The following is a 22451-nucleotide window of genomic DNA, read 5'->3' on the forward strand; positions in this document are numbered from 1 at the left end:
TTTCCGCCTTTTATAGCTTATTCCTCCACTTTCTTTTGTCCGCGGGTCTGAACTTCCTGGGTCAACAGAGCAATCAGCTCTTCAACAGGATAAGAGCCCAGGTCAGCCCCTTTACGAGTACGCACTGCAATCTTGCCGGCTTCTACTTCTTTGTCGCCGCAGACCAGCATGAAGGGTACTCGCTTCAAAGTATGCTCGCGGATTTTAAAGCCAATCTTCTCATTTCTCAAGTCCGCTTTTGCGCGAAGGCCCGCATCATTCAATGCCTTGGCAACTTTCACAGCATAATCGGCCTGGTTATCCGTGATATTCATGACCACGGCCTGGGTCGGCGCCAGCCAGGTCGGGAACAGACCGGCGTACTCTTCCGTCAGGATCCCGATGAAGCGCTCCAGCGAGCCCAGAATGGCGCGGTGGATCATCACGGGGATGTGGCGCTCGTTGTCTTCGCCTACATAGGTGGCGCCAAGACGGCCCGGCAGGGCAAAGTCGAGCTGCACGGTACCACACTGCCAGGCACGATCAAGGCAATCGTGCAGGGTGAACTCGATCTTGGGACCGTAGAAAGCCCCCTCGCCCGGTTGCAGGTCGTACTTCAGGCCGTTGAGTTCCAGCGCCTCGGCCAGCGCAGCCTCGGCACGATCCCAGGCTTCATCAGAGCCGATACGCTGCTCCGGACGGGTCGAGAGCTTCACCACGATGTTTTCGAAACCGAAGGTGCCGTAGACGTCATAGACCATGCGGATGCACGCAGACACCTCTTCCATGATCTGCTCTTCGGTACAGAAGATGTGGGCGTCATCCTGAGTGAAGCCCCGAACCCGCATCAGGCCGTGCAGGGAGCCTGACGGCTCGTTGCGGTGGCAGGAGCCGAACTCGGCCATGCGCAGCGGCAGATCGCGGTAGGATTTCAGACCCTGGTTGAAAATCTGCACGTGACCCGGGCAGTTCATCGGCTTGATGGCGTACTCGCGGTTTTCGGACTGGGTGGTGAACATGGCCTGGGCGTATTTCTCCCAGTGACCTGAACGCTCCCACAGCACGCGATCCATCATGAAGGGGCCTTTCACTTCCTGATAGTCGTACTCTTTGAGCTTGCCGCGGATGAAGGTTTCCAGCTCGCGGAAAATGGTCCAGCCGTCGTTATGCCAGAACACCATGCCCGGCGCTTCTTCCTGCATATGGTACAGGTCGAGCTGCTTGCCGATCTTGCGATGGTCGCGCTTGGCGGCCTCTTCCAGACGCTGCAAATAGGCCTTGAGCTGCTTCTTGTCAGCCCAGGCGGTGCCGTAGATGCGCTGCAGCATCTTGTTGTTGGAGTCGCCGCGCCAGTAGGCACCGGACATCTTCTGCAACTTGAAGTGGTGGCAATGACGCATGTTGGGCACGTGCGGGCCGCGACACATGTCGATGTACTCTTCGTGATGATAGAGACCGGGCTGGTCATCACGGGCAATGTTCTGATCCAGGATCTCGACCTTGTAGGTCTCGCCACGGGCTTCGAACACGTCGCGCGCTTCCTGCCAGGAGACCTTCTTCTTGATGACGTCGTAATCCTTGGCGGCCAGCGCCAGCATGCGCTCTTCCAGGGCAGCCAGATCTTCGTCGGTCAGGGTGCGGTCGAGATCGATGTCGTAGTAGAAACCGTTGTCGATAACGGGACCGATGGCCATCTTGGTCTGGGGCCAGAGTTGCTTGATGGCATGACCCAGCAGGTGAGCACAGGAGTGGCGCAGAATGTCCAGACCTTCTTCGTCTTTGGCGGTGATGATGGCCAGGGAGGCATCGGCTTCGATCAGCTCGCAGGCATCCACCAGTTCACCGTTTACCCGACCGGCAATGCACGCCTTGGCGAGACCGGGACCGATGTCCGCGGCCACATCCATGACGGAAACGGCGTGGGCAAATTGACGTTGGCTGCCGTCAGGCAGAGTAATGATTGGCATTAGGTGTTTCCTTATACAGTGGTGACCCCTACCAAAGGCCACATGCAGGTTGGAGAAACCCTTTCATGTCCAGCTGTTCACTCCCGAGTTTCACCGTTCACAATACGGTTGGTACAGGGCAGTGGCACACCATATGGCGTGTGCAAGGCCATCCATTGAGAGGTACAGCGGGGGATTGTATCAGACGCGACAACCCAGACAAGCTGTCTTGGCGATTTTGCATACCGTCTAAGCGCGGGTGTCAACCTGTCCTACTTGCGAGAGCGCCCTTCTGCTGCCATACCCTGTACCAGATTGAGGCGTCAGCCAAAGCAAGGAGAGCATGATGTACACCTACGACATTTCATTTCCGGAGCATGCAGAAAAGCTGGTTCATCCGGATCACCTTCTCACGACTCATTGTCCCGTCCATATCGGTGAGCTGGTGATCCTGGGCGATGGCTGCAAGCGGGAGGTATGCAGCATCGTCCACAGTGCCGAGCGCAGTACACTCTATGTCACGGACGTGACGCCCGGCAAAGTCACCGCCAGCCGTTGATCCCTAACCGGCGTTCAGAAAAGAGTGGCCATTGAAATCGAAGGCGCTGCGTCCCTCCTCGGCCAGCGCCATCTCCTGCAACACCTGGAGTGCCATCTTGTTGCCCTTTTGCGAGGCCTGATAGAGCCACTGCTTCGCCTCGGCCAGTTCAACCCGCCCGTTGACCCCCATCAGGTGCAGGATGCCCACCTTCAGCATGGCGGGCACATCACCGTTCCTGGCTGCCAGCTCCATCCAGCGAAACGCCTCGTGCAGATCCCGCTTCACCCCGGCCCCGCGCAGATAGACCTCTCCCAGCCGATACTGGCCGAAAGCGTCCCCCGCCTGCGCAGCCTGACGATAGAGTCGGATGGCGCGATCCATATCCTGCTCGCTCCCCTGCCCCACTTCATGGCTCCAACCCATCAGCGCCTGTGCCCGTGGCTGCCCCTGCTCCGCCAGCGGCGACCAGATCCGGGTCGCCTCATCAAAGTGCCCTGTCCGCCAGGCGCGGTTGGCCGCCGCCAGCTCCTGATCGGTGGAGAGCGGGATCAGACGCCAGATGACCAGCGCAATGAGGGCGATGAAGAGCCAGCGGGCAGTAGTAGGTTGCATGACATTTTCCGTGATCTGGTTCTCATTTCGTCTATGTAAACGAAATGTAGCAACAGATCAAGCAGGAGATCACCCGGGTTCACCCTCTTTCATGGGGCCGCTCTTTGCGAACTTGCAGTTTGACGGGCGACACAGCAAAATAACTGTATATATAAACAGTACATTGGTGATGTGATGGCAGGACGAGGCGCGAACCACAATGTCGAGCACCGCTTCAGCGGCCCGCAAATCGAAACCGTTGACGACGGCTGGAGTCAGAGCGACTGGGACGCGGCATTTGCCGCCAGCGCTCCCCGCACCGAGGTGACGGAGATCAGCGCCCGCAGCATCATCAGCTACAACGATTCGCCGGATCTTCCCTTCGGTCGCTCCATCAATCCCTATCAGGGGTGCGAGCATGGCTGCATCTACTGCTATGCCAGACCCAGCCACGCCTACCTTGAGCTCTCCCCCGGGCTGGATTTCGAGAGCAAGCTGTTTGCCAAAATCAATGCTGCCGAGCTGCTGCGACGGGAGTTTGCCAAGCCAGCCTATCAGCCACAAACCATCGTGCTGGGGGCCAATACCGATCCCTATCAACCCATCGAGCACCACTATCGCCTGACTCGCGAACTCCTGACGGTGATGCTGGCTCATCGCCATCCGGCAGGGCTCATCACCAAGAGCGCCATGATCCTGCGCGACCTCGATCTGCTGACCGAGCTGGCCCGGGAAGGGTTATGCCAGGTGATGGTGTCGGTCACCACCCTCAATGAGACGCTGAGGCGACAGCTGGAGCCCAGGGCCAGCACGGGGGTTGGGCGGATCAAGGTGATCGAACGACTGGCCAAGGCCGGTGTGCCGGTCGGCGTGCTCGCCGCCCCCATGATCCCCAGGCTCAACGAGCCGGAACTGGAACAGATCATCAAGGCCGCCGTCGACGCCGGGGCGGGCTGTGCGGATTACATCTTGCTGCGATTGCCCCACGAGCTCACCACCCTCTTTTGCGACTGGCTCGATACGCACTATCCCGGCCAGAAAGAGGCGATCCTCAACCAGCTGCGGGCAAGCCGGGGTGGCGCACTCAACAGCGCCACCTTTGGTAGCCGCATGCGAGGTGAAGGACAGTTTGCCGACCTGCTCGCCCAGCGCTTTCGCCTGATCAGCAGGCGGCTGCAACTGGGCAAGCGCCATATAGCACTCAATACAGCCGCCTTCATCCGCCCGGGCGAGCAGTTGCGTCTGTTCTGAGCACCGTCAGCCCCGTGGTCTCGGCGGGCAGCTCCCCGCTGGGTGGCGCTGTGCAATCAGCTCCGCAGGCAGGCGGGATGGCTCGTGCGCCACCTCCTCCTCATCCACCCTAAGGCGCGCCTTCTCCTGCCCTCCCCACATCCGGCTCCACCAGATCTCCCACATTACCCAGCTCGTCATAACAGTGCTCCTGGCAAGCGATGCCTGCCTCTGTGGTGGCCTCATTCAACGCAGGCAGCATGGCTGACCGTCATGACAGGGCCATGACAGTCGAGTGAAGGAATCGTGTTGATGCGATGGGGCCAACCCTGCATATCAGGAAGATGACGCCGTGGCAGGCAGGGCTGCATGCACGGCAGACGGAGCCTGGCAGCAGAGAAGAGAGCTGCTGGGCAAGCACAAGGACGGGGAGAGCCTGCGGTGAGGCGGACAAAAAAAGAGCGACCATCAAGGTCGCTCTTTCGCACCGGACAAAGGGGACGATTACTCGTCGCCCGCCTCCCCGGTATCGACGGCGCCAGCGTCCGCTGCGGTGTCGGTGCCTTCAGACACCTCCCCTTCAACAGCCAGGGCCTCGGTTTCCTCTTCGTCGCTCTCGGCAACGCGCTGCAGGCCGACCACGGTCTCGTCTTCACCGGTACGGATCAGACGCACACCACCGGTGTTGCGGCCGATGACGCTCACCTCGGACACCCGGGTACGAACCAGGGTACCGCCGTTGGTGATCAGCATGATCTGGTCGGTATCTTCGACCTGGATCGCATCGATCACCTTGCCGTTGCGCTCATCCACCTTGATGGAGATGACGCCCTGGGTACCACGGCTCTTGGTCGGGTACTCGTCCAGCGCAGTACGCTTGCCGTAACCGTTCTCGGTGGCGGTGAGGATGGCACCATCACCACGGGGCACGATGAGGGAGACCACCTTGTCACCGGCGCCCAGCTTGATGCCGCGCACGCCAGCAGCGGTACGACCCATGGGACGTACGCCCTTGAAGGTGCCCTTGCTTTCGGTGCCTTCGCCGTTGTCACTGCCATCATCATCGTTGCCGGCGTCGTCGTCGGTGTCGACTTCGTCAGTGGCATCGGCATCGGCACGACCGCTGCCTTCCGCGAAGCGAACCACCTTGCCCGCATCGGAGAAGAGCATGATCTCGTTGCTGCCATCGGTGATGTCCACCCCGATCAGCTCATCACCCTCTTTGAGGTTGATGGCACGGATACCGGAGGAGAGCGGGCGGCTGAAGTCAGACAGGCTGGTCTTCTTCACGGTGCCGTTGGCGGTGGCGAAGAAGACATACTTGTCGGCGTCATATTCTTTCACCGGCAGGATGGCGGTGATGCGCTCACCCTCATCCAGCGGCAGCAGGTTGATGATCGGACGACCGCGGGCGCCACGGGACGCTTCCGGCAGCTGATACACCTTGAGCCAGTAGACCTTGCCACGGGTGGAGAAGCACAGAATGGTGTCGTGGGTGTTGGCCACCAGCAGACGCTCCACAAAGTCCTCTTCCTTGATCCGGGTGGCCGACTTGCCACGACCACCGCGGCGCTGGGCCTCGTAGTCGGAGAGCGGCTGATACTTCACATAGCCCTGGTGAGACAAGGTAACGACCACGTCTTCCGGGGTGATCAGATCTTCGATGTTGATCTCGGCACTGGACATGCTGATCTCGGTGCGACGCTCGTCGCCGTACTGCTCGCGCACGGCCAGCAGCTCGTCACGGATCACTTCCATCAGGCGTTCCGGGCTTGCCAGGATGTGCAGCAGCTCGGCGATGAGATCCAGCAGAGATTGGTACTCTTCCAGGATCTTCTCGTGCTCGAGGCCGGTCAGCTTGTGCAGACGCAGGTCAAGGATGGCCTGGGCCTGGATCTCGGTCAGGAAGTACTGCCCTTCACGGATGCCGAACTCCGGCTCCAGCCACTCGGGCCGCGCCGCGTCGTCGCCCGCTTTTTCCAGCATGGCGGCCACGTTGCCGAGCTCCCAGCCCTTGGCTACCAGGGCGGCTTTCGCATCCGCCGGGGTCGCACTGTGGCGAATGAGCTCGATGATGGGGTCGATGTTGGCCAATGCCACCGCCAACCCTTCCAGGATGTGCGCCCGATCCCGCGCCTTGCGCAGCTCGAACACGGTCCGGCGGGTCACCACTTCACGGCGGTGCAGCAGGAACGCATCCAGGATCTCTTTGAGGTTCATCACCTTGGGCTGGTTGTTGTCCAGCGCCACCATGTTGATGCCGAACGTGGTCTGCATCTGGGTGTGCTTGTAGAGATTGTTCAGCACAATCTCGCCGGACTCGCCGCGCTTGATCTCGATGACGATGCGCATGCCGTCCTTGTCGGACTCATCGCGCAGGGCGCTGATGCCCTCGATTTTCTTCTCTTTGACCAGCTCGGCGATCTTCTCGATCAGGCGAGCCTTGTTCACCTGATAGGGGATCTCGTGGACGATGATGGTCTCGCGACTGGTCTTCTCGTCCACCTCCACTTCAGCCTTGGCCCGCACATAGACGGAGCCGCGACCGGTACGGTACGCCTGCACAATGCCGGAACGACCGTTGATGATGCCGCCGGTGGGGAAATCCGGGCCGGTGACATGGGTCATCAGCTCGTCAATGGTGAGGTCGCCGTTTTCGATCAGCGCCAGGCAACCGTTGACAATCTCGGTGAGGTTGTGAGGCGGGATGTTGGTCGCCATGCCCACCGCGATACCGGAGGAGCCGTTGACCAGCAAGGTGGGGACCTTGGTGGGCATGACAGCCGGGATCATCTCGGTGCCGTCGTAGTTCGGCACCCAGTCCACGGTCTCTTTGTCCAGATCGGCCAGCAGCTCGTGGGAGATGCGCGCCATCCGCACTTCGGTGTAACGCATGGCCGCGGCGTTGTCGCCGTCCACCGAACCGAAGTTGCCCTGACCGTCGACCAGCATGTAGCGCATGGAGAAATCCTGCGCCATCCGGACGATGGTGTCATACACGGCGCTGTCGCCATGCGGGTGATATTTACCGATTACGTCACCGACCACACGGGCCGATTTTTTATAGGGCTTGTTCCAGTCGTTCCCCAGCTCGTTCATTGCATACAGAACGCGGCGGTGAACCGGTTTCAAGCCATCACGCACATCCGGCAGAGCTCGTCCTACGATCACGCTCATGGCGTAATCCAGATAGGAACTCTTGAGCTCTTCTTCGATGTTGACCGGCGTGATCTCTCTGGCCAGATCGCTCATAGAAAGCCTTAATCCCTAATTAGTTGTTCTTTGGCTTAAACAGCGCGACATGGTAACACACTGAGCCAAATACATTAAGCCACAAATCCGATGAGCACATCGGGCTGGTGCGACGAAGTCGGTCCGTTATAATGCGCGCCAGGACAATAGATTGCGCGCGCCCAGCCCGCTGCGCGCCTTGCCACAGGATCATCAAAACATGAATAGTGATGCCAATGTCGATCTGACAGAAATCGCCAAATTTGAAGCCATCGCCTCCCGCTGGTGGGACATGGAGGGCGAATTCAAGCCGCTGCATCAAATCAACCCGGTGCGCCTTGACTGGATCACCGACAAGAGCGGCGGCCTGTTTGGCAAGCGCGTGCTCGACATCGGCTGCGGTGGCGGCATCCTCTCCGAGAGCATGGCCCGCCGGGGGGCCCGGGTCACCGGCATCGACATGGGCAAGGAACCCCTCGGCGTCGCCCGCCTGCACGCGCTGGAACAAGGTGTGGAGCTCGAGTACCGCCAGATCACCGCCGAAGCCCACGCCGATGAAGCGCCGGGCCAGTATGACGTGGTCACCTGCATGGAGATGCTGGAGCACGTGCCGGACCCGGCCTCGGTGCTGCGCGCCATCGCCACCCTGGTACGGCCGGGGGGCAAGGTGTTCGTCTCCACCATCAACCGCAACCCGAAAGCCTATCTGATGATGATCCTCGGGGCCGAGTACCTGATGAAGATGGTCCCCAAGGGCACTCACGATCACAAGAAGTTCATCACCCCCGCCGAACTGTGTCGCATGGGGGAAGCGGCGGGCCTCCTGGTGCGGGACATGAGCGGCGTTCACTACGCCCCGCTCTCCAACAGCTTCAAGCTCGGCAAGAATGTCGACGTCAACTACATGGTGGCGTTCGAGCGCCCGGAGCAAGGCTGATGAGCACACCTCACCCGATGCCCCTTGGCTGCGTGCTGTTCGATCTGGACGGCACCCTGCTCGACACCGCGCCAGACCTTGGCGCCGCCGTCAATCACGTGCTGATAAGCGAAGGCTTTGCCCCGCTCTCTGACGACATCATCCGCCAGACCACCTCCCACGGGGCCCTCGGGCTGCTCAGGGCCGGTCTTGGTGACGAGCTGCTCGAGGAGCTGGGGGCCACCCGCCTTCGCACCGCCCTGCTCGACTACTACGCCGCCAACCTCTGCGTCGGCACCCGCCCCTATGAAGGCATGGTGGATCTCATCGAGTGGCTCGACGAGAAAAAGCTGCCCTGGGGCATTGTCACCAACAAGCCGGGCTTTCTCACCGAACCGCTCCTGGCAGCCCTGCCCGAACTCGCCAGTTGCGGCGTGACCGTGAGCGCCGACACCCTGCCGGTGCGCAAGCCCGACCCCGCCCCCATGTTCTTTGCCTGCGAGCGCCTCGGCATCGCGGCGAGCCAGTGTCTCTATGTAGGGGATCACGTGCGCGACATCGAGGCCGGCCGCAATGCCGGCATGCGTACCGCAGTGGCTGGCTGGGGTTATCTCAATGATGACGAGGATCCGGCCCTCTGGGGCGCCGATCTTCACTTTGATACCGTGCAGGCCCTTCACCACTGGCTGCGTTACGAGCTGAGCTGACACGTTCATTGCCCATGACCGACAAGGCATCCGGATAGAGGTGGATCTGCGGGGCAACTTTGATGTTGTCCCGATGGCCATGTGGGCATCTGCCCCGACGCGCAGCTCCCCCGCAGCACACCAGAGGGATCCCGGACGATCCCTCTTTTTACGGGCTTGGCAACCCCCCGAACGGCGTAACAGGACACCTTTTGACCCTGACTGCACAAGGGATGAGCAGGCCGGATTTGCTAGTAAAAACACCCTGCTTTCGCAAGCAAAAAAAGTTATTTTAATTTTCCATCTTCGATCGCCGGACTTGCATTTGACGGATCGGACGGATGAAAACCCGTTCGCTGTGAGCGTCCACTAACTCCCGTCCCGACACCCACAATTTATCCACAGCTAATGCGTTATCCACAGATTGCATTACCGCATCGACCTCACTATCTTGTAGTTCGCATTAAAAATAACACTACATCTTGTGATTCATCGCACAATCCCTGCCCAGTTTCCCTCGACAGACGGAGCCGGGTTGCGCCATTGTGCGATGGCTTTTCGGGAATCAACCGATACCGGCAGGTATCAATGAAAGGGGTCATCAGCCAATGAACTTGTTTGTGACGAAGCGTAACGGACACAAAGAACCCATCGATCTGGATAAAATTCACCGTGTGCTCGACTGGGCTGCCGAGAAGCTCGACAACGTGTCGGTCTCCCAGGTGGAGCTCAAGTCCCACATCCAGTTCTATGACGGTATCCGTACCGCCGACATCCACGAGACCATCATCAAGGCTGCAGCTGACCTCATCTCCGAGCAAAGCCCGGACTACCAGTACATGGCTGCCCGTCTGGCCATCTTCCACCTGCGCAAGAAGGCCTACGGCCAGTTCGAGCCTCCCCACCTGTATCAGCACGTCGCCAGACTGGTGGACATGGGCAAGTACGACAAGCACCTGCTGGAAGACTACACCCAGGCGGAATTTGAGGAGCTGAACGGCTACCTCGATCACTGGCGCGACATGGACTTCTCCTACGCGGCGGTCAAGCAGCTCGAAGGCAAGTACCTGGTACAGAACCGCGTCACCGGCGAGATCTACGAGAGCCCGCAGTTCCTCTACATCCTGGTAGCAGCCTGCCTCTTCTCCAAGTATCCGAAAGATACCCGTCTGGACTACATCAAGCGCTTCTATGATGCGGTCTCGACCTTCAAGATCTCCCTGCCGACCCCGATCATGAGCGGCGTGCGCACCCCGACCCGCCAGTTCAGCTCCTGCGTGCTGATCGAGTGTGACGACAGCCTGGATTCCATCAATGCCACCGCCAGCGCCATCGTGCGCTACGTGTCCCAGCGCGCCGGCATCGGCATCAACGCCGGCCGCATCCGTGGTCTGGGCAGCCCCATCCGTGGCGGCGAAGCCTTCCACACCGGCTGCATCCCCTTCTACAAATACTTCCAGACGGCGGTGAAGTGCTGCTCCCAGGGCGGCGTGCGCGGCGGTGCGGCCACCCTGTTCTACCCGCTGTGGCACACCGAGGTGGAGAGCCTGCTGGTACTGAAGAACAACCGCGGCGTGGAAGAGAACCGGGTCCGTCACATGGACTACGGCGTGCAGATCAACAAGCTGATGTACCAGCGCCTCATCAAGGGCGGTGACATCACTCTGTTCTCCCCGTCCGATGCACCCGGCCTCTATGACGCCTTCTTCGCGGACCAGGACAAGTTTGAAGCGCTCTACGTCAAGTACGAGCAGGATCCGGCCATTCGCAAGAAGACCCTGAAGGCAGTGGATCTCTTCTCCCTGATGATGCAGGAGCGTGCAGGTACCGGCCGCATCTACATCCAGAACGTGGATCACTGCAACACCCACAGCCCGTTCGACCCGAGCGTGGCGCCGGTACGCCAGTCCAACCTCTGCCTCGAGATTGCGCTGCCCACCAAGCCGCTCAACAACGTGGATGACGAGGACGGCGAGATTGCCCTGTGCACCCTCTCCGCCTTCAACCTGGGCGCCATCGAGAAGCTGGAAGATCTGGAAGAGATGGCCGAACTGGCCGTGCGCGCTCTGGACGCCCTGCTCGACTATCAGGACTACCCGCTCAAGGCCGCCAAGAAGGGCAGCATGAACCGCCGTACTCTGGGGATCGGCGTCATCAACTACGCCTACTACCTGGCGAAAAACGGTACCCGCTACTCCGATGGTTCCGGTCTGGCCCTGACCCACCGCACCTTCGAGGCGATCCAGTACTACCTGCTGAAAGCCTCCGTGCAACTGGCCCGCGAGTTCGGCCCCTGCCCGGCCTTCAACGAGACCACCTATGCCCAGGGTATCCTGCCCATCGATACCTATAAAAAGGATCTGGACACCCTGTGCAATGAACCCCTGCACCTGGACTGGGAAACCTTGCGCGAAGAGATCAAGACCGTGGGTCTGCGCAACTCCACCCTGACCGCCCTGATGCCGAGCGAGACCTCCAGCCAGATCTCCAACGCCACCAACGGCATCGAGCCGCCCCGCGGCCTGGTGTCGGTGAAAGCCTCCAAGGACGGCATCCTCAAGCAGGTGGTGCCGGAGTACCATCGCCTGAAGGATCAGTACGAACTGCTGTGGAAACAGCCGAGCGTCGACGGTTACCTGCAGCTGGTCGGCATCATGCAGAAGTTCGTGGATCAGGCGATCTCCGCCAACACCAACTACGACCCGGCCCGCTTCGAAGGCAACAAGGTGCCGATGAAGCAGTTGCTCAAAGACTTGCTGACCGCCTACAAATACGGTCTCAAGACCCTCTACTATCACAACACCCGTGATGGTGCCGACGACACCCAGACCGATCTGCAAGATGACGGCTGCGCTGGCGGGGCTTGCAAGATCTAACCGCGAAACGCACTGATAAACCGGGCGGGAGCATCAAGCTCCCGCCCTCCTGTTTTCCCTATTTCACGGCATTCGAACCATGGCTTACTCTACTTTTTGCCAGACCCAAAACGATCAGCTCAAGGAGCCGATGTTCTTCGGCCAGTCGGTCAACGTGGCCCGTTATGATCAGCAAAAGCACGACATCTTCGAGCGGCTGATCGAGAAGCAGCTCTCCTTCTTCTGGCGCCCGGAAGAGGTGGACGTCTCCCACGACCGCATCGACTTCCAGGCTCTGCCGCCCCACGAGCAGCACATCTTCATCTCCAACCTGAAGTACCAGACCCTGCTGGATTCCATTCAGGGCCGCAGCCCCAACGTGGCCCTGCTGCCCCTGGTCTCCATCCCGGAGCTGGAGACCTGGATCGAGACCTGGGCCTTCTCCGAGACCATCCACTCTCGCTCCTACACCCACATCATCCGCAACATCGTCAACAACCCGGGCCAGGTGTTCGACGACATCGTGACCAACGAGCAGATCTTGAAGCGCGCCGGCTCCATCAGCCACTTCTATGACGATCTCATCGAGGCGACCTCCGTCTATCACCTGCACGGTGAGGGGACTCACCGGATCGGGGATCGCGAAGTCACCATCAGCCTGCGGGAGCTCAAGAAGAAGCTCTACCTGTGCCTGATGAGCGTCAACGCCCTCGAAGCCATCCGCTTCTACGTGAGCTTCGCCTGCTCCTTCGCCTTCGCCGAGCGCGAGCTGATGGAGGGCAACGCCAAGATCATCAAGATGATCGCCCGTGACGAGGCCCTGCACCTGACCGGCACCCAGCACATGCTGAACCTGATGCGCAGCGGCAACGACGACCCCGAGATGGCGGAGATCGCCGTCGAGTGCGAGCAGGCCTGCTTCGAGCTGTTCAAGGAAGCGGCCCTGCAGGAGAAGGAGTGGGCCGAGTACCTGTTCCAGGACGGCTCCATGATCGGCCTGAACAAGGACATCCTCTGCCAGTACGTGGAATACATCACCAACCTGCGCATGGCGGCCGTCGGCCTGCAACCGGCCTTTGCCGGCACCAAGCAGAACCCCATCCCCTGGATCAACACCTGGCTCTCCTCCGACAACGTGCAGGTGGCGCCCCAGGAAGTGGAAGTAAGCTCCTATCTGGTGGGTCAGATAGACAGTGAAGTGCACGCCGACGATCTGGGTGACTTCGAGCTGTGATGCAAGGCGACCTCTGCTGGCAGACCATAATGCGGGAGAGCGACGTCCGTGAGTGACGCCACCGCCACCCTGAACGCGCCCCTGCATTCCGCCACCACGGCGCCGGAGGGGCAAGCCCCCCAGGTACAGACCCTGGACGGTGTGCTGCACCCCCATCCCGGCGAAAGCGTGCTGGAGACCCTGGAGCGCCACGGCCATCACGTGGAGTTCCAGTGCCGCAGCGGCTATTGCGGCGCCTGCCGCACCCCGCTGCTGGCGGGCAAGGTGCACTACGCCGCCGTCCCGCTCGCCTTTGTCTCCCAGGGGGAGTGCCTCCCCTGCTGCTGTCAGCCGGTGGGCGCCATCAAGCTCGATATCCGAAAGGGCTGACGGCCCTTGTCGCCAGATCTGCCCCGCAAACAAAAAGCCGCCGGATTGCTCCGGCGGCTTTTTTCATGGGAATGTCCCGTCTCTTGAGGGAAGTGAGGGGCCATGGCCCCTCTTACATTACAACCTGGGGGCGTTACAACCAGGGGGCGGCGGTCGGCCCGTGGTGCAGACCCAGCTTCCAGACCCGGCCAAAGTGCTTGTAATGACCGGCCGCGACACCGGCTTTCTCCCCCATGCCGTGGTAGAGATCGAGGTGCCCCTTCTTCACCGCGCCCCCCACATCCAGCGCGATCAGCAGGCGCAGCTGGTGCTTGCCGGTCCAGTTGCCTGCTTTGTCCAGCAGCGGCACTTCCGCGAGGATGGGGGTGCCCATGGGCAGCAGGGTCTTGTCGGCAGCCACCGCCGCCATGGGCAAGAGCGGAATGCCGGCAGCCCCCACCACGTCATTGGTGGGACGGCGCTCGAAGAAGACATAGGAGGGGTTCTGCTCCACCAGCTCCTTCACGCTCTCTTCCGGCTGACGATTGGCCCACTCCTTGATGGCCTTCATGGACATCTGCTCCTTGGGCACTTCGCCACGGTCGATGAGCACCCGGCCAATGCTGACATAGCCGTGGCCGTTCTTGCCGCTGTAGCCGAGGTACTGCAGCCGGTCGTCATCGCCGTAGTGAACGAAGCCGGAACCCTGCACGTCCATCAGGAAGTTGTCGATGAGGGACTTGCTGTAGCCCAGCTCCAGTCCCCGGTTGGCCAGCGCCCCCCGGTGGATCTCGGCCCGGCTCGGGCAGCGACCGCCGCAGTTGGGCATGGCATAGATGGGATACTTGTACTGGGCGTCCGGGCGATGGCGCACCTCCAGCACCGGCGAGTAGTAGCCGGTGAAAAGCACGTTGCCCATGCGGTCGGCACCGCCAAGCTGCGCCAGGCTGATGCCGAACTGGGTGATATGGGCGGGATTGCCCCCATTGGCGACCCAGCGTGAGAGCTGACGGTAGAGCTCCCCATAGCGGCTCGCCATGCGGCCGGAGCGTTCCATCACCATCCGGCTCTGGGGACCGAACTTGCTGTAATCGGCGCGGGCGCGGCTGTTGACCCGCTCCACCCGCACCAGATCCCCCGGCAGGGCACCATCCAGATACTGCTTGCCCAGATTCACAGGGATCTCGCAGTTCAGAAAACATCCGGATTCCGCCTTCTTCTGGGGCACCTTGACCGGTTCAGGATTGCCCGCACAACCGGCCAGCCCCACCACGGCGGCGGCCAACCAGTACGCATGTCTATTCATATGTCCTCATATAACACCGAGTGTCTTGCACGGCGGGGAAGATGCCAAAATTGCCCGGGGAAAGCAAACGCCTTCACGCCCCTGACGACGGATTTCTCCTGCCGTGATCTTCTGGGTTATAACAAGGTGACAAGGTGTGAGAGGTCATGGATGGAACAGCTCGAAATCTTCCCGCTCCAGAGCCCCTGTGTCGGGGTCTGCGAACTGAACAACAAGGGGTATTGCAAGGGATGCCTGCGAAGCCGCGAGGAGCGTTTCAACTGGCTTGCCATGACCCCTGCCCAGCAGCAGGAGGTGATGCGCCTGTGCCGCAGCCGCAAGGCCAGGGTCGAGGCCGCTCGCCGCAAGGCGCAGGCCGCAGAGGCGGCCGATCCACCGCCCCCGCCGGGCTGGGATTTTTAAATCCCACGTTGCCCCTCCCCCCAACAAGAAAGGCGGCCCCAGGGCCGCCTTGTCATGAAGGGTGTGTCACGCCGTGACGCTCTCAGGCGGTCGCCAGCTTGGCCTGCTCCTCGCCACGCTTGAGCATGGCGTAGGCCACCCCGGTCACCAGAGAACCGGCCGCGATCGCCAGGATGTACATCATCACATGGCTGATGGCGTTCGGGATGAAGAGCACGAACAGACCACCGTGGGGTGCCACCAGCTCGCAGCCGAACAGCATGGAGAGCGCACCGGTCAGGGCGCCGCCCGCCATGCAGGCCGGGATGACGCGCATGGGATCCTTGGCGGCAAACGGGATGGCCCCCTCGGAGATGAAGCACAGACCCAGCACGAAGGAGGCCTTGCCCGCTTCCTGCTCCGCCTTGATGAACTTTCTGCTGGCCAGGAAGGTCGCGATCCCCATCCCCAGTGCAGGCACCATGCCGGCGGCCATGACCGCTGCCATGGGGGCATAGGTCTTGGAGGCGAGCAGGCCGACACCGAAGGCATAAGCCGCCTTGTTGACCGGGCCCCCCATGTCGAAGCACATCATGGCGCCGATGATGACACCCAGCAGCACGGCGTTGGCAGAGCCCATGTTGTTGAGGAACTCGGTCATGGCGTTCATGATGCCCGCCACAGGGCCACCCACCACGTAGATCATCACCAGACCGGTGAACAGGCTGGCAAAGAGCGGAATGATGAGGATGGGCTTGAGGGCTTCCAGGGTGACCGGCAGGCGCACCTTGTCGCTCAGGAACTTGGCGCTGTAACCGGCGAGGAAGCCACCGACGATGCCGCCAAGGAAACCGGCGCCGAGCGAGCTTGCCAGCATACCGGCGATCATGCCGGGGGCCAGACCCGGACGGTCGGCGATGGAGTAGGCGATGTAGCCTGCCAGCACCGGGATCATCAGGGCGAAGGCGGAGCCGCCACCGATCTTCATCAGGGCCGCGGCCAGCGTCCCCTCTTCCTTGAACGCTTCAATGCCGAAGATGAAGGAGAGCGCGATGATAAGGCCCCCCGCCACCACCATGGGCAGCATGAAGGAGACACCGGTCAGCAGGTGCTTGTAGGGGCCCGCCTTTTCCTCTTTCTTGACCGCGGCCGCGCCGCTGTGGCGATAGGTCTTCGCCTCTGTCCAGGCCTTGTCGAGCTCGGCGCGGGTTTTCTTCAGGGCAGCCCCCGTGCTGGTGCGATAGACCGGCTTGCCGTCAAAGCGCGCCATGTCCACCTCGATGTCAGTGGCGAGGAACACCAGATCGGCGGCGGCAATCTCGTCCGCCGTCAAGGCATTCTGGGCACCGACCGAGCCTTGGGTCTCGACGCGGATCTGGTGACCCAGCTGCTTGGCCATGGTCTCCAGGGCCTCGGCCGACATGAAGGTGTGGGCCACCCCGGTCGGGCAGGCCGTCACCGCCACGATGCGCTTGGCACCGCTGGCCGGTTTGGCAACGACAGGTGCCGCCTCATGGCGATAGACGCTGGCACCGCTTCGCGCGGCGTCCAGCAGGGCAGCGGGATCCTGGAGCGCCAGATCCATGTCGCCCCGATAGAGCGACTTGCCGTCATAGGCGGCCAGATCCACCGGTGCGCTGGCAACGACCAGCACCAGGTCGGCGGCGGCAATCAGCTCTTTCGAGGGAACCTGACGGGGCTGCACGCTGGAGTCGACGTCGAGGGTGAGCTCCCAGCCAGCCAGTTTGGCCTGCTGTTCTATCCGTTTTGCAGCGAGAAAGCTGGTGGCAATGCCCGCCGGGCAAGCCGTAACCAGAATTGCTTTCATTGGGCATCTCCTGAGTTAGCCATCAAATGGGGTTGGGGTTGAGTCGGTGCCAGATCATCCAGACGCTGTACGCGCACCTGCTCGAGTAACGGTTTGAGCACATTGATATCGTTGAAGCCGACCGCGACCTGGCTCACCGCCAGTGCCGAGACGGCGGTGGCCAGCCGCAGGGTCTGCTCCGGCGTCCAGTCCAGGCTCATGCCATGGACCAGGCCCGCCACCAGGGAGTCGCCGGCACCCACGGTGCTGACCACCTCCATGCGCGGCGGAATCGCCTGCCAGGTGGCATCCGGTGCAAACCAGATGAGGCCGTCGGCACCATTGGAGATCACCACGTTGGGGATCCCGCTGGCCTGCAGCGCGCGGGCGCACTCGGCCTGCTCGCTCAGGGTCTTCACGGGGCGACCCGCCCACTGGCTCAGCTCTTCCAGGTTGGGTTTGACCAGGGTCGGCGCCGCCTTGATCCCTTCGCTCAACGCCGCGCCGCTGCAATCGAAGATCACCTGCTTGCCCTTGGCCTTGAGCAGACGGATCAGATGGCCGCAGTAATCGGGGGCCACCCCTTTGGGCAGGCTGCCCGCCAGCACGAACCAGTCGGTGTGGGGAGCCAGTCGCTCCAGCGCCGCCTCCAGGGCGCTGACATCACCTTCCTGCACGGCGAGTCCCGGCAGATTGAGATCGGTCACCCGGCCTGATTGTTCGGAGATCTTGACGTTGATCCGGGTGTCGCCCGCCACGCGCACGAAGTGATCGGCAAGAGCACGTTCCTCGAACAGGGAGACGAAGCTCTGCTGGTTGCCCTCACCGAGCCAGCCGGTCAGGCCTACGTCACGGCCGAGATCTTTCAAGACCATGGCGACGTTGATCCCCTTGCCCGCGGCGCGCAAGTTGGCCTCGCTCACCAGATTGACCTCGCCAGGGTGCATGGCCTCCAGACGGGTGGTGAGATCGAGCGCGGGATTGAGGGTGATGGTGACGATGTCCATCAGTGCGCCCCCTCGCCAAGACCCGCGGCAATGGCTTCGCCAATGCCCTTGAGGGCTGCTTCGGCATCCGCTCCTTCGGCGCGAAACGCCAGACGATGACCGCACTTGACCCCAAGCCCGATCACCTTCATCAGGCTCTTGGCAGAGACGGCTTCACCGCTGCCATCGAGGTTGGCGACGCGGATGTCGGATTCATACTCCTTGGCCACCTTGACCAGCATGGCGCCCGGACGGGCGTGCAGACCGTGGGGGTTGATGATGGTGAAGGTCTCGGACAGCCCGCTCGCCGGACCCGCCTGCAACATGGCCAGACCATCGCTGCCAGAAAGGGTGGCCAGCTGGCCGGCTGCGGCCAGCTTGGCCAGATTCTCGAGTTGCGGTAAATGGCCGCTATCTGCGGCACACAGCAGCAGCAGGGCGCTGACCGGCAATTCACCGACGTTCAGCGGGGTGCTCGGGGTGGCCAGCACCCAACCGGTCTGGGCCGCTTGCGCACGGGCCAGCCAGATGCCCTCCCCCAGGTGAACAGGCTGACTGGCCAGGAGGGCGCTCACCATGGCGGCGTCTCCCCAGCCTGCGGATTTGGCGCGGGCCGCAGCCCCCAGCAGCAACTGGTCCTGGTCGTCGGCCGGGAAGTCCGCCAGGGTCAGGTATTGCACCTCTTTGGCGGCAGTCGCGCCAGTCAGGATATTGATGATGGTCTCTTCGTCGGTCGCCCCCTTGAGCTGGGCTGCGGCCTGCTCGTCACCCAGCACGTGGGTGAGCTGGCGCAAGATCCCCAGGTGCTCGTCGGACTTGGCGGCGATGCCGATGGCGACGTAGGCAATCTGCCCCTCGTCCCACTCGATGCCGTGGGGGAACTGGGCCACCATGACGCCGGTGCTCTTCACCAGATGACGGGTGTCCGTGGTGCCGTGGGGAATGGCGATACCGCTGCCAAGATAGGTGGCGTGCTGCGCTTCCCGCGCCAGCATGCCGTCCACGTAACCTGCTTCAACCAGACCGGCGTCGGTCAGTTTGCTTGCCAGCAGGGCGATGGCGTCCGCCTTGGTCGTCACCGATTGTCCCAGCAGGATTTGCTGTCGCGCCAACTTCAACATAGAGATTCTCCATCAGGTCCGGCTTCACCTCGCGGCGTACCGGCTCAACTCAACTCGATTTTCGGGTAACTTGCCTGCTGACAATAGACGGTGATCTCTCGCTTTGATGAGCCGGAACCCATTTCCAAGTGCAGATAATCATCCGTTACTGACAAGCTGAATCGTTTCACTTACACTCAGACTGAATCGTTTCAGCGCATTGTTCAAGATCCCGCAGAAAGTACGTTTCAATGATATGATCCCGCGCACACTTTTCGGCGCCCCAACCAGGAACCGGCGCGGGCCTTGCAACTCAAACAGAGCCAACATGATGAAACTGGATGAAATCGCCGCGCTGGCCGGTGTCTCTCGCACCACCGCCAGCTATGTGATCAATGGCAAGGCCGATCAATACCGCATCAGCCAGGCAACCCGCGACAAGGTGATGGCCGTGGTCCATGCCCACAACTATCAGCCGGACAGCCGCGCCGCTTCCCTGCGCGGCGGCCAGACCCGCACCCTCGGCTTCATCCTGCCCGACCTCGAAAACGCCAGTTACGCCAAGCTCGCCAAACGGCTGGAACAAGGGGCGCGGGTACAGGGCTATCAGTTGCTCATCGTCTGCTCGGAGGACGATCCGGACACCGAAAAGGAGCTGGCCCGGATGCTGGTGAGCCGCCATGTGGACGCGCTCCTGGTGGCAAGCTGCCTCCCCCCGGCGGATCCCTTCTATCTGGAGCAGCAGTCCAGGGGTGTGCAGATCCTCGCCATCGACCGTGCCATGGCCACCGAGCACTTCGTCACCGTGGCGAGTGAAAACCAGAAGGCGAGCCTGGACCTCACCGCCTCCCTGCTCACCCCGGCCATCGGTCATATCGCCTTGATCACTGCACTGCCGGAACTGACGATCAGCCAGGAGCGAAAAGCGGGCTTCGAGCAGGCCATTGCCAGTCACAGTGCAACCCGCCACCTGTGTGAAGGGGCCCACTTCTCGCGTACCGAAGGGTATCGCCTGATCAAGACGCTCCATCAGCAGCTCGGCCAACTGCCCGAGGCGCTGATCACCACCTCCTACATCCTGATGGAGGGGGTGCTCGACTACCTGCTGGAGCAGGAGGCCGACATGAGCCAGCTCGCCATGGCTACCTTCGGGGATGACCGACTGCTCGATTTCCTCCCCTTTGGCATCAACTCCCTGCCCCAGCAGCACGACGCCCTGGCAAGCCAGGCCCTGACGCTGGCCCTCAAGGCGGTCAATGGCGACTACCAGAGCGGCCTGCACTATGTGAGCCGTACCCTCAAACGCCGCCGCTGACCCGGCAACGACGCACCACCCCGGGGGCGGCCCGCCGTGCCGGCCCCTGAGCCTCCTCCCCCACACCTGCTTGTGTTCTCCCCTGTTGTCTCAGCTTTTGCCCTTCGCCTTCTGGCTTTGAGGTGATCTGCCGGGCGGCAACCCCGCGCCAGGGCACGTTTATCGGCGCCTCGGCTCGCTATAAGTGAAAATGATGGCTTTTGGGAGTATGACCCGATGTTTGCTTATACCGTGCCAGTCGCACCACCAGGGCCCCGTGTTACCCTCTGCAAGCCCTTTTGCCGCCAACGCGGGCGCACTCGACGTCGACCCGCAGCCTGGCGGGCGGCCTCGCCCTGATGTGCGCGTTTTGTCGGCGCATGACGCAAGGTGTCACTTTTTATTGCCACCCTTCGGCTTGCCACAGCACAAAATCCGCTTTTAAGGGGTTGTTTCCGCCATTTCAATCCGCTAACTTGGCAACCAATTTTTACAACCGACAGGTTTCAGGTACAGATGTATCCACACCGATATTGCTAGCCTCCGGCTTTTCCCCGGAGGCGTCTCCCGACACAGCCAACTGGCTCTCTCTTGTTTGCAACAGCGCCCCTCACTTTCGGATGGATGACATGAATACCAAGACCCTGGGTTGTACCCTGTTGATTGCCGGCACCACCATAGGCGCCGGCATGCTGGCCCTGCCGCTGGCCTCCTCGTCCCTGGGCGGCCCCGCCACCCTGATGCTGATGATCGGCCTCTGGGCCCTGATGGCCTTCACCGCCATGCTGCAGGTGGAAGCCAGCCTCAGCACCGGCAAGTGGTACCTGCACCAGCTGGCGGATCACCTACTCGGCCCCTGGGGCAAGGGCATCGCCTCCTTCTGCATCCTGATGCTGTTCTACGCCCTGGCCTCCGCCTACATCAGCGGCGGCAGCAGCCTGCTGGCCCAGGCATTGGCCGATGCCGGCCTGCCCCTCGGCCAGGAGCAGGCGGCCTGGGTCTTTACCCTGCTGTTTGGCGGCATGGTGTGCATCGGCACCAGGCAGGTGGATTACCTCAACCGCCTGATGTTCACCGTGAAGCTGGTGATCATGGTGGCGGTGCTGGCACTGCTGCTGCCCCGCGCCCAGGGGCAGCACCTGCTCTCCATGCCCCTCGGGGAAGGCTTGCTGCTGGCGGGCCTGCCGGTCATCTTCACCTCCTTCGGCTTCCACGGCTCCATCCCGAGCGTCATGCTCTACCTCGGGGACAACCCCAGGCAGTTACGCCGAGTCTTCGTGTGGGGCTCCGCCTTGCCACTCGTGCTCTACGTGCTGTGGCAGGTCGCCATTCTGGGGCTGCTGGGCCAGCAATCCCTGATCCAGACCGGCGGCGCCCTGGACAGCCTGCTGGCCAACGTCGGCGGCCTGGTGAGCTGGCCCGCCTTCAACCAGGCGATGCATCTGTTTGCGGATCTTGCGCTCGCCACCTCCTTCCTCGGGGTGACCCTGGGACTGTTCGACTTCATGGCCAAGGTGACCCGTCGCAAGGACAACTGGCAGGGCCGCACCCAGACCGGCCTCATCACCTTCGTGCCGCCCCTGCTGTTCGCCCTCTACTTCCCGCAAGGCTTCATCATGGCGCTCGGTTACGCCGCCATTGCGCTGGCGGTGCTGGCGGTGCTGCTGCCGGTGGCCCTGGTGTGGCAGAGCCGCAAGCAGGCCGAGGCAGACCACTACCGCGTCCCGGGCGGCGTGCTGGCCCTGGGTCTGGCCGGTGCCATGGGGGTACTGATCGTCGGGGTACAGGTCAGCGTTAGCATGGGGCTGCTGCCCGCCCTCTGATCTCCCCGACCCGACAAGCAGAAACGCCGCAAAGAGACACGCCCCGCCAACCCAGTTGGCGGGGCGTGTCATTGGCACGGGCTCACTTGGCCGACCCACACCACTCAGCGCGAAATCCATCCAATAATGAACATTTGAGTGCAACCATGTATAGATATGTACATGACTGCGCCCCTGCCCTACACTGCTTAGCAGAC

General features: G+C 61.9%; 18 protein-coding genes. 10 read left to right on the forward strand and 8 right to left on the reverse strand.

The features are described from left to right. Positions 1–17: 17 nt before the first annotated feature. Positions 18–1946 (reverse strand): threonine--tRNA ligase, encoded by a 1929-nt coding sequence (thrS, locus tag AB5Y51_RS09825; RefSeq protein ID WP_010674801.1) that lies wholly within the window; start codon positions 1944–1946, stop codon positions 18–20. Between the two features lie 325 nt (positions 1947–2271). Here thrS and AB5Y51_RS09830 point away from each other — a divergent pair, with 325 nt between their 5' ends. Next, complete coding sequence (locus tag AB5Y51_RS09830; RefSeq protein WP_045524900.1) at positions 2272–2484, forward strand: hypothetical protein; 213 nt, start codon at positions 2272–2274, stop codon at positions 2482–2484. A 3-nt stretch (positions 2485–2487) separates the two neighbouring features. Here AB5Y51_RS09830 and AB5Y51_RS09835 read toward each other — a convergent pair whose 3' ends face one another. After that, entirely contained in the window at positions 2488–3078 is a 591-nt protein-coding gene (locus AB5Y51_RS09835; protein WP_164882852.1) for a tetratricopeptide repeat protein, read from the reverse strand. A gap of 174 nt (positions 3079–3252) precedes the next feature. Between AB5Y51_RS09835 and AB5Y51_RS09840 the strand changes: the two genes are divergently transcribed. Beyond that, on the forward strand, positions 3253–4308 hold the full coding sequence (locus AB5Y51_RS09840; RefSeq protein ID WP_368178371.1) for a PA0069 family radical SAM protein: 1056 nt from the start codon (positions 3253–3255) through the stop codon (positions 4306–4308). A 6-nt stretch (positions 4309–4314) separates the two neighbouring features. On the opposite strand, the gene AB5Y51_RS09845 is transcribed toward AB5Y51_RS09840, so the two are convergent. Then, entirely contained in the window at positions 4315–4488 is a 174-nt protein-coding gene (locus tag AB5Y51_RS09845; RefSeq protein WP_164882096.1) for a hypothetical protein, read from the reverse strand. Positions 4489–4791: 303 nt separating this feature from the next. Next, positions 4792–7539, reverse strand: a complete 2748-nt coding sequence (gyrA, locus tag AB5Y51_RS09850; protein WP_039040760.1) for a DNA topoisomerase (ATP-hydrolyzing) subunit A — start codon at positions 7537–7539, stop codon at positions 4792–4794. A gap of 199 nt (positions 7540–7738) precedes the next feature. Between gyrA and ubiG the strand changes: the two genes are divergently transcribed. The 5 genes from ubiG to yfaE all read left to right on the forward strand — a co-directional run bounded on the left by ubiG (position 7739) and on the right by yfaE (position 13578). Continuing rightward, positions 7739–8455: a bifunctional 2-polyprenyl-6-hydroxyphenol methylase/3-demethylubiquinol 3-O-methyltransferase UbiG gene (gene ubiG, locus AB5Y51_RS09855; protein ID WP_041211453.1), complete on the forward strand. Its 717-nt coding sequence runs from the start codon at positions 7739–7741 to the stop codon at positions 8453–8455. After that, positions 8455–9141 (forward strand): HAD family hydrolase, encoded by a 687-nt coding sequence (locus AB5Y51_RS09860; protein ID WP_029314563.1) that lies wholly within the window; start codon positions 8455–8457, stop codon positions 9139–9141. The genes ubiG and AB5Y51_RS09860 overlap by 1 nt, the downstream gene beginning before the upstream one ends. A 587-nt stretch (positions 9142–9728) precedes the next feature. Then, positions 9729–11996: a class 1a ribonucleoside-diphosphate reductase subunit alpha gene (gene nrdA, locus AB5Y51_RS09865; RefSeq protein ID WP_368178372.1), complete on the forward strand. Its 2268-nt coding sequence runs from the start codon at positions 9729–9731 to the stop codon at positions 11994–11996. 79 nt (positions 11997–12075) lie between these two features. Beyond that, complete coding sequence (gene nrdB / locus AB5Y51_RS09870; protein ID WP_042017109.1) at positions 12076–13209, forward strand: class Ia ribonucleoside-diphosphate reductase subunit beta; 1134 nt, start codon at positions 12076–12078, stop codon at positions 13207–13209. A gap of 69 nt (positions 13210–13278) precedes the next feature. After that, on the forward strand, positions 13279–13578 hold the full coding sequence (gene yfaE / locus AB5Y51_RS09875) for a class I ribonucleotide reductase maintenance protein YfaE (RefSeq protein ID WP_272868905.1): 300 nt from the start codon (positions 13279–13281) through the stop codon (positions 13576–13578). Between the two features lie 133 nt (positions 13579–13711). Here the strand turns inward: yfaE and mltA are convergent, their stop codons facing one another. Continuing rightward, positions 13712–14863, reverse strand: coding sequence for a murein transglycosylase A (gene mltA / locus AB5Y51_RS09880; protein ID WP_368178373.1), 1152 nt, complete (start codon positions 14861–14863; stop codon positions 13712–13714). A 150-nt stretch (positions 14864–15013) separates the two neighbouring features. On the opposite strand from mltA, the gene AB5Y51_RS09885 reads away from it, so the two are divergent. Then, a complete protein-coding gene (locus AB5Y51_RS09885) occupies positions 15014–15265 on the forward strand; it encodes a DUF1289 domain-containing protein (RefSeq protein ID WP_039040754.1) in 252 nt (83 codons plus the stop codon). Between the two features lie 82 nt (positions 15266–15347). Here the strand turns inward: AB5Y51_RS09885 and fruA are convergent, their stop codons facing one another. Genes fruA through fruB form a run of 3 tightly spaced genes read right to left on the reverse strand, consistent with a single transcriptional unit; the run spans position 15348 to position 19158 of the window. Next, the gene (fruA, locus tag AB5Y51_RS09890; protein WP_324063456.1) at positions 15348–17072 is read right to left on the reverse strand and encodes a PTS fructose transporter subunit IIBC; all 1725 of its coding nucleotides are present in this window, start codon (positions 17070–17072) and stop codon (positions 15348–15350) included. Further along, a complete protein-coding gene (gene pfkB, locus AB5Y51_RS09895) occupies positions 17069–18058 on the reverse strand; it encodes a 1-phosphofructokinase (protein ID WP_010674821.1) in 990 nt (329 codons plus the stop codon). Before pfkB ends, fruA begins: the two co-directional genes overlap by 4 nt. Beyond that, positions 18058–19158, reverse strand: coding sequence for a fused PTS fructose transporter subunit IIA/HPr protein (gene fruB / locus AB5Y51_RS09900; protein ID WP_010674822.1), 1101 nt, complete (start codon positions 19156–19158; stop codon positions 18058–18060). The genes pfkB and fruB overlap by 1 nt, the downstream gene beginning before the upstream one ends. 307 nt (positions 19159–19465) lie before the next feature. Between fruB and cra the strand changes: the two genes are divergently transcribed. Both cra and AB5Y51_RS09910 read left to right on the forward strand, forming a co-directional pair. Beyond that, a complete protein-coding gene (gene cra, locus AB5Y51_RS09905) occupies positions 19466–20452 on the forward strand; it encodes a catabolite repressor/activator (protein ID WP_368178374.1) in 987 nt (328 codons plus the stop codon). 608 nt (positions 20453–21060) lie between these two features. Further along, a complete protein-coding gene (locus tag AB5Y51_RS09910) occupies positions 21061–22254 on the forward strand; it encodes an aromatic amino acid transport family protein (protein ID WP_042863904.1) in 1194 nt (397 codons plus the stop codon). Positions 22255–22451 lie beyond the last annotated feature (197 nt).

It is taken from the genome of Aeromonas sp. R7-1 (assembly GCF_040908115.1).
GTDB lineage: Bacteria > Pseudomonadota > Gammaproteobacteria > Enterobacterales > Aeromonadaceae > Aeromonas > Aeromonas caviae.

Coding starts and splice junctions, on each gene's coding strand:
- thrS (WP_010674801.1), bottom strand. CDS start 1,946: ATGCCAATCATTACTCTGCCTGACGGCAGCCAACGTCAATTTGCCCAC.
- AB5Y51_RS09830 (WP_045524900.1), top strand. CDS start 2,272: ATGTACACCTACGACATTTCATTTCCGGAGCATGCAGAAAAGCTGGTT.
- AB5Y51_RS09835 (WP_164882852.1), bottom strand. CDS start 3,078: ATGCAACCTACTACTGCCCGCTGGCTCTTCATCGCCCTCATTGCGCTG.
- AB5Y51_RS09840 (WP_368178371.1), top strand. CDS start 3,253: ATGGCAGGACGAGGCGCGAACCACAATGTCGAGCACCGCTTCAGCGGC.
- AB5Y51_RS09845 (WP_164882096.1), bottom strand. CDS start 4,488: ATGACGAGCTGGGTAATGTGGGAGATCTGGTGGAGCCGGATGTGGGGA.
- gyrA (WP_039040760.1), bottom strand. CDS start 7,539: ATGAGCGATCTGGCCAGAGAGATCACGCCGGTCAACATCGAAGAAGAG.
- ubiG (WP_041211453.1), top strand. CDS start 7,739: ATGAATAGTGATGCCAATGTCGATCTGACAGAAATCGCCAAATTTGAA.
- AB5Y51_RS09860 (WP_029314563.1), top strand. CDS start 8,455: ATGAGCACACCTCACCCGATGCCCCTTGGCTGCGTGCTGTTCGATCTG.
- nrdA (WP_368178372.1), top strand. CDS start 9,729: ATGAACTTGTTTGTGACGAAGCGTAACGGACACAAAGAACCCATCGAT.
- nrdB (WP_042017109.1), top strand. CDS start 12,076: ATGGCTTACTCTACTTTTTGCCAGACCCAAAACGATCAGCTCAAGGAG.
- mltA (WP_368178373.1), bottom strand. CDS start 14,863: ATGAATAGACATGCGTACTGGTTGGCCGCCGCCGTGGTGGGGCTGGCC.
- AB5Y51_RS09885 (WP_039040754.1), top strand. CDS start 15,014: ATGGAACAGCTCGAAATCTTCCCGCTCCAGAGCCCCTGTGTCGGGGTC.
- fruA (WP_324063456.1), bottom strand. CDS start 17,072: ATGAAAGCAATTCTGGTTACGGCTTGCCCGGCGGGCATTGCCACCAGC.
- pfkB (WP_010674821.1), bottom strand. CDS start 18,058: ATGGACATCGTCACCATCACCCTCAATCCCGCGCTCGATCTCACCACC.
- fruB (WP_010674822.1), bottom strand. CDS start 19,158: ATGTTGAAGTTGGCGCGACAGCAAATCCTGCTGGGACAATCGGTGACG.
- cra (WP_368178374.1), top strand. CDS start 19,466: ATGATGAAACTGGATGAAATCGCCGCGCTGGCCGGTGTCTCTCGCACC.
- AB5Y51_RS09910 (WP_042863904.1), top strand. CDS start 21,061: ATGAATACCAAGACCCTGGGTTGTACCCTGTTGATTGCCGGCACCACC.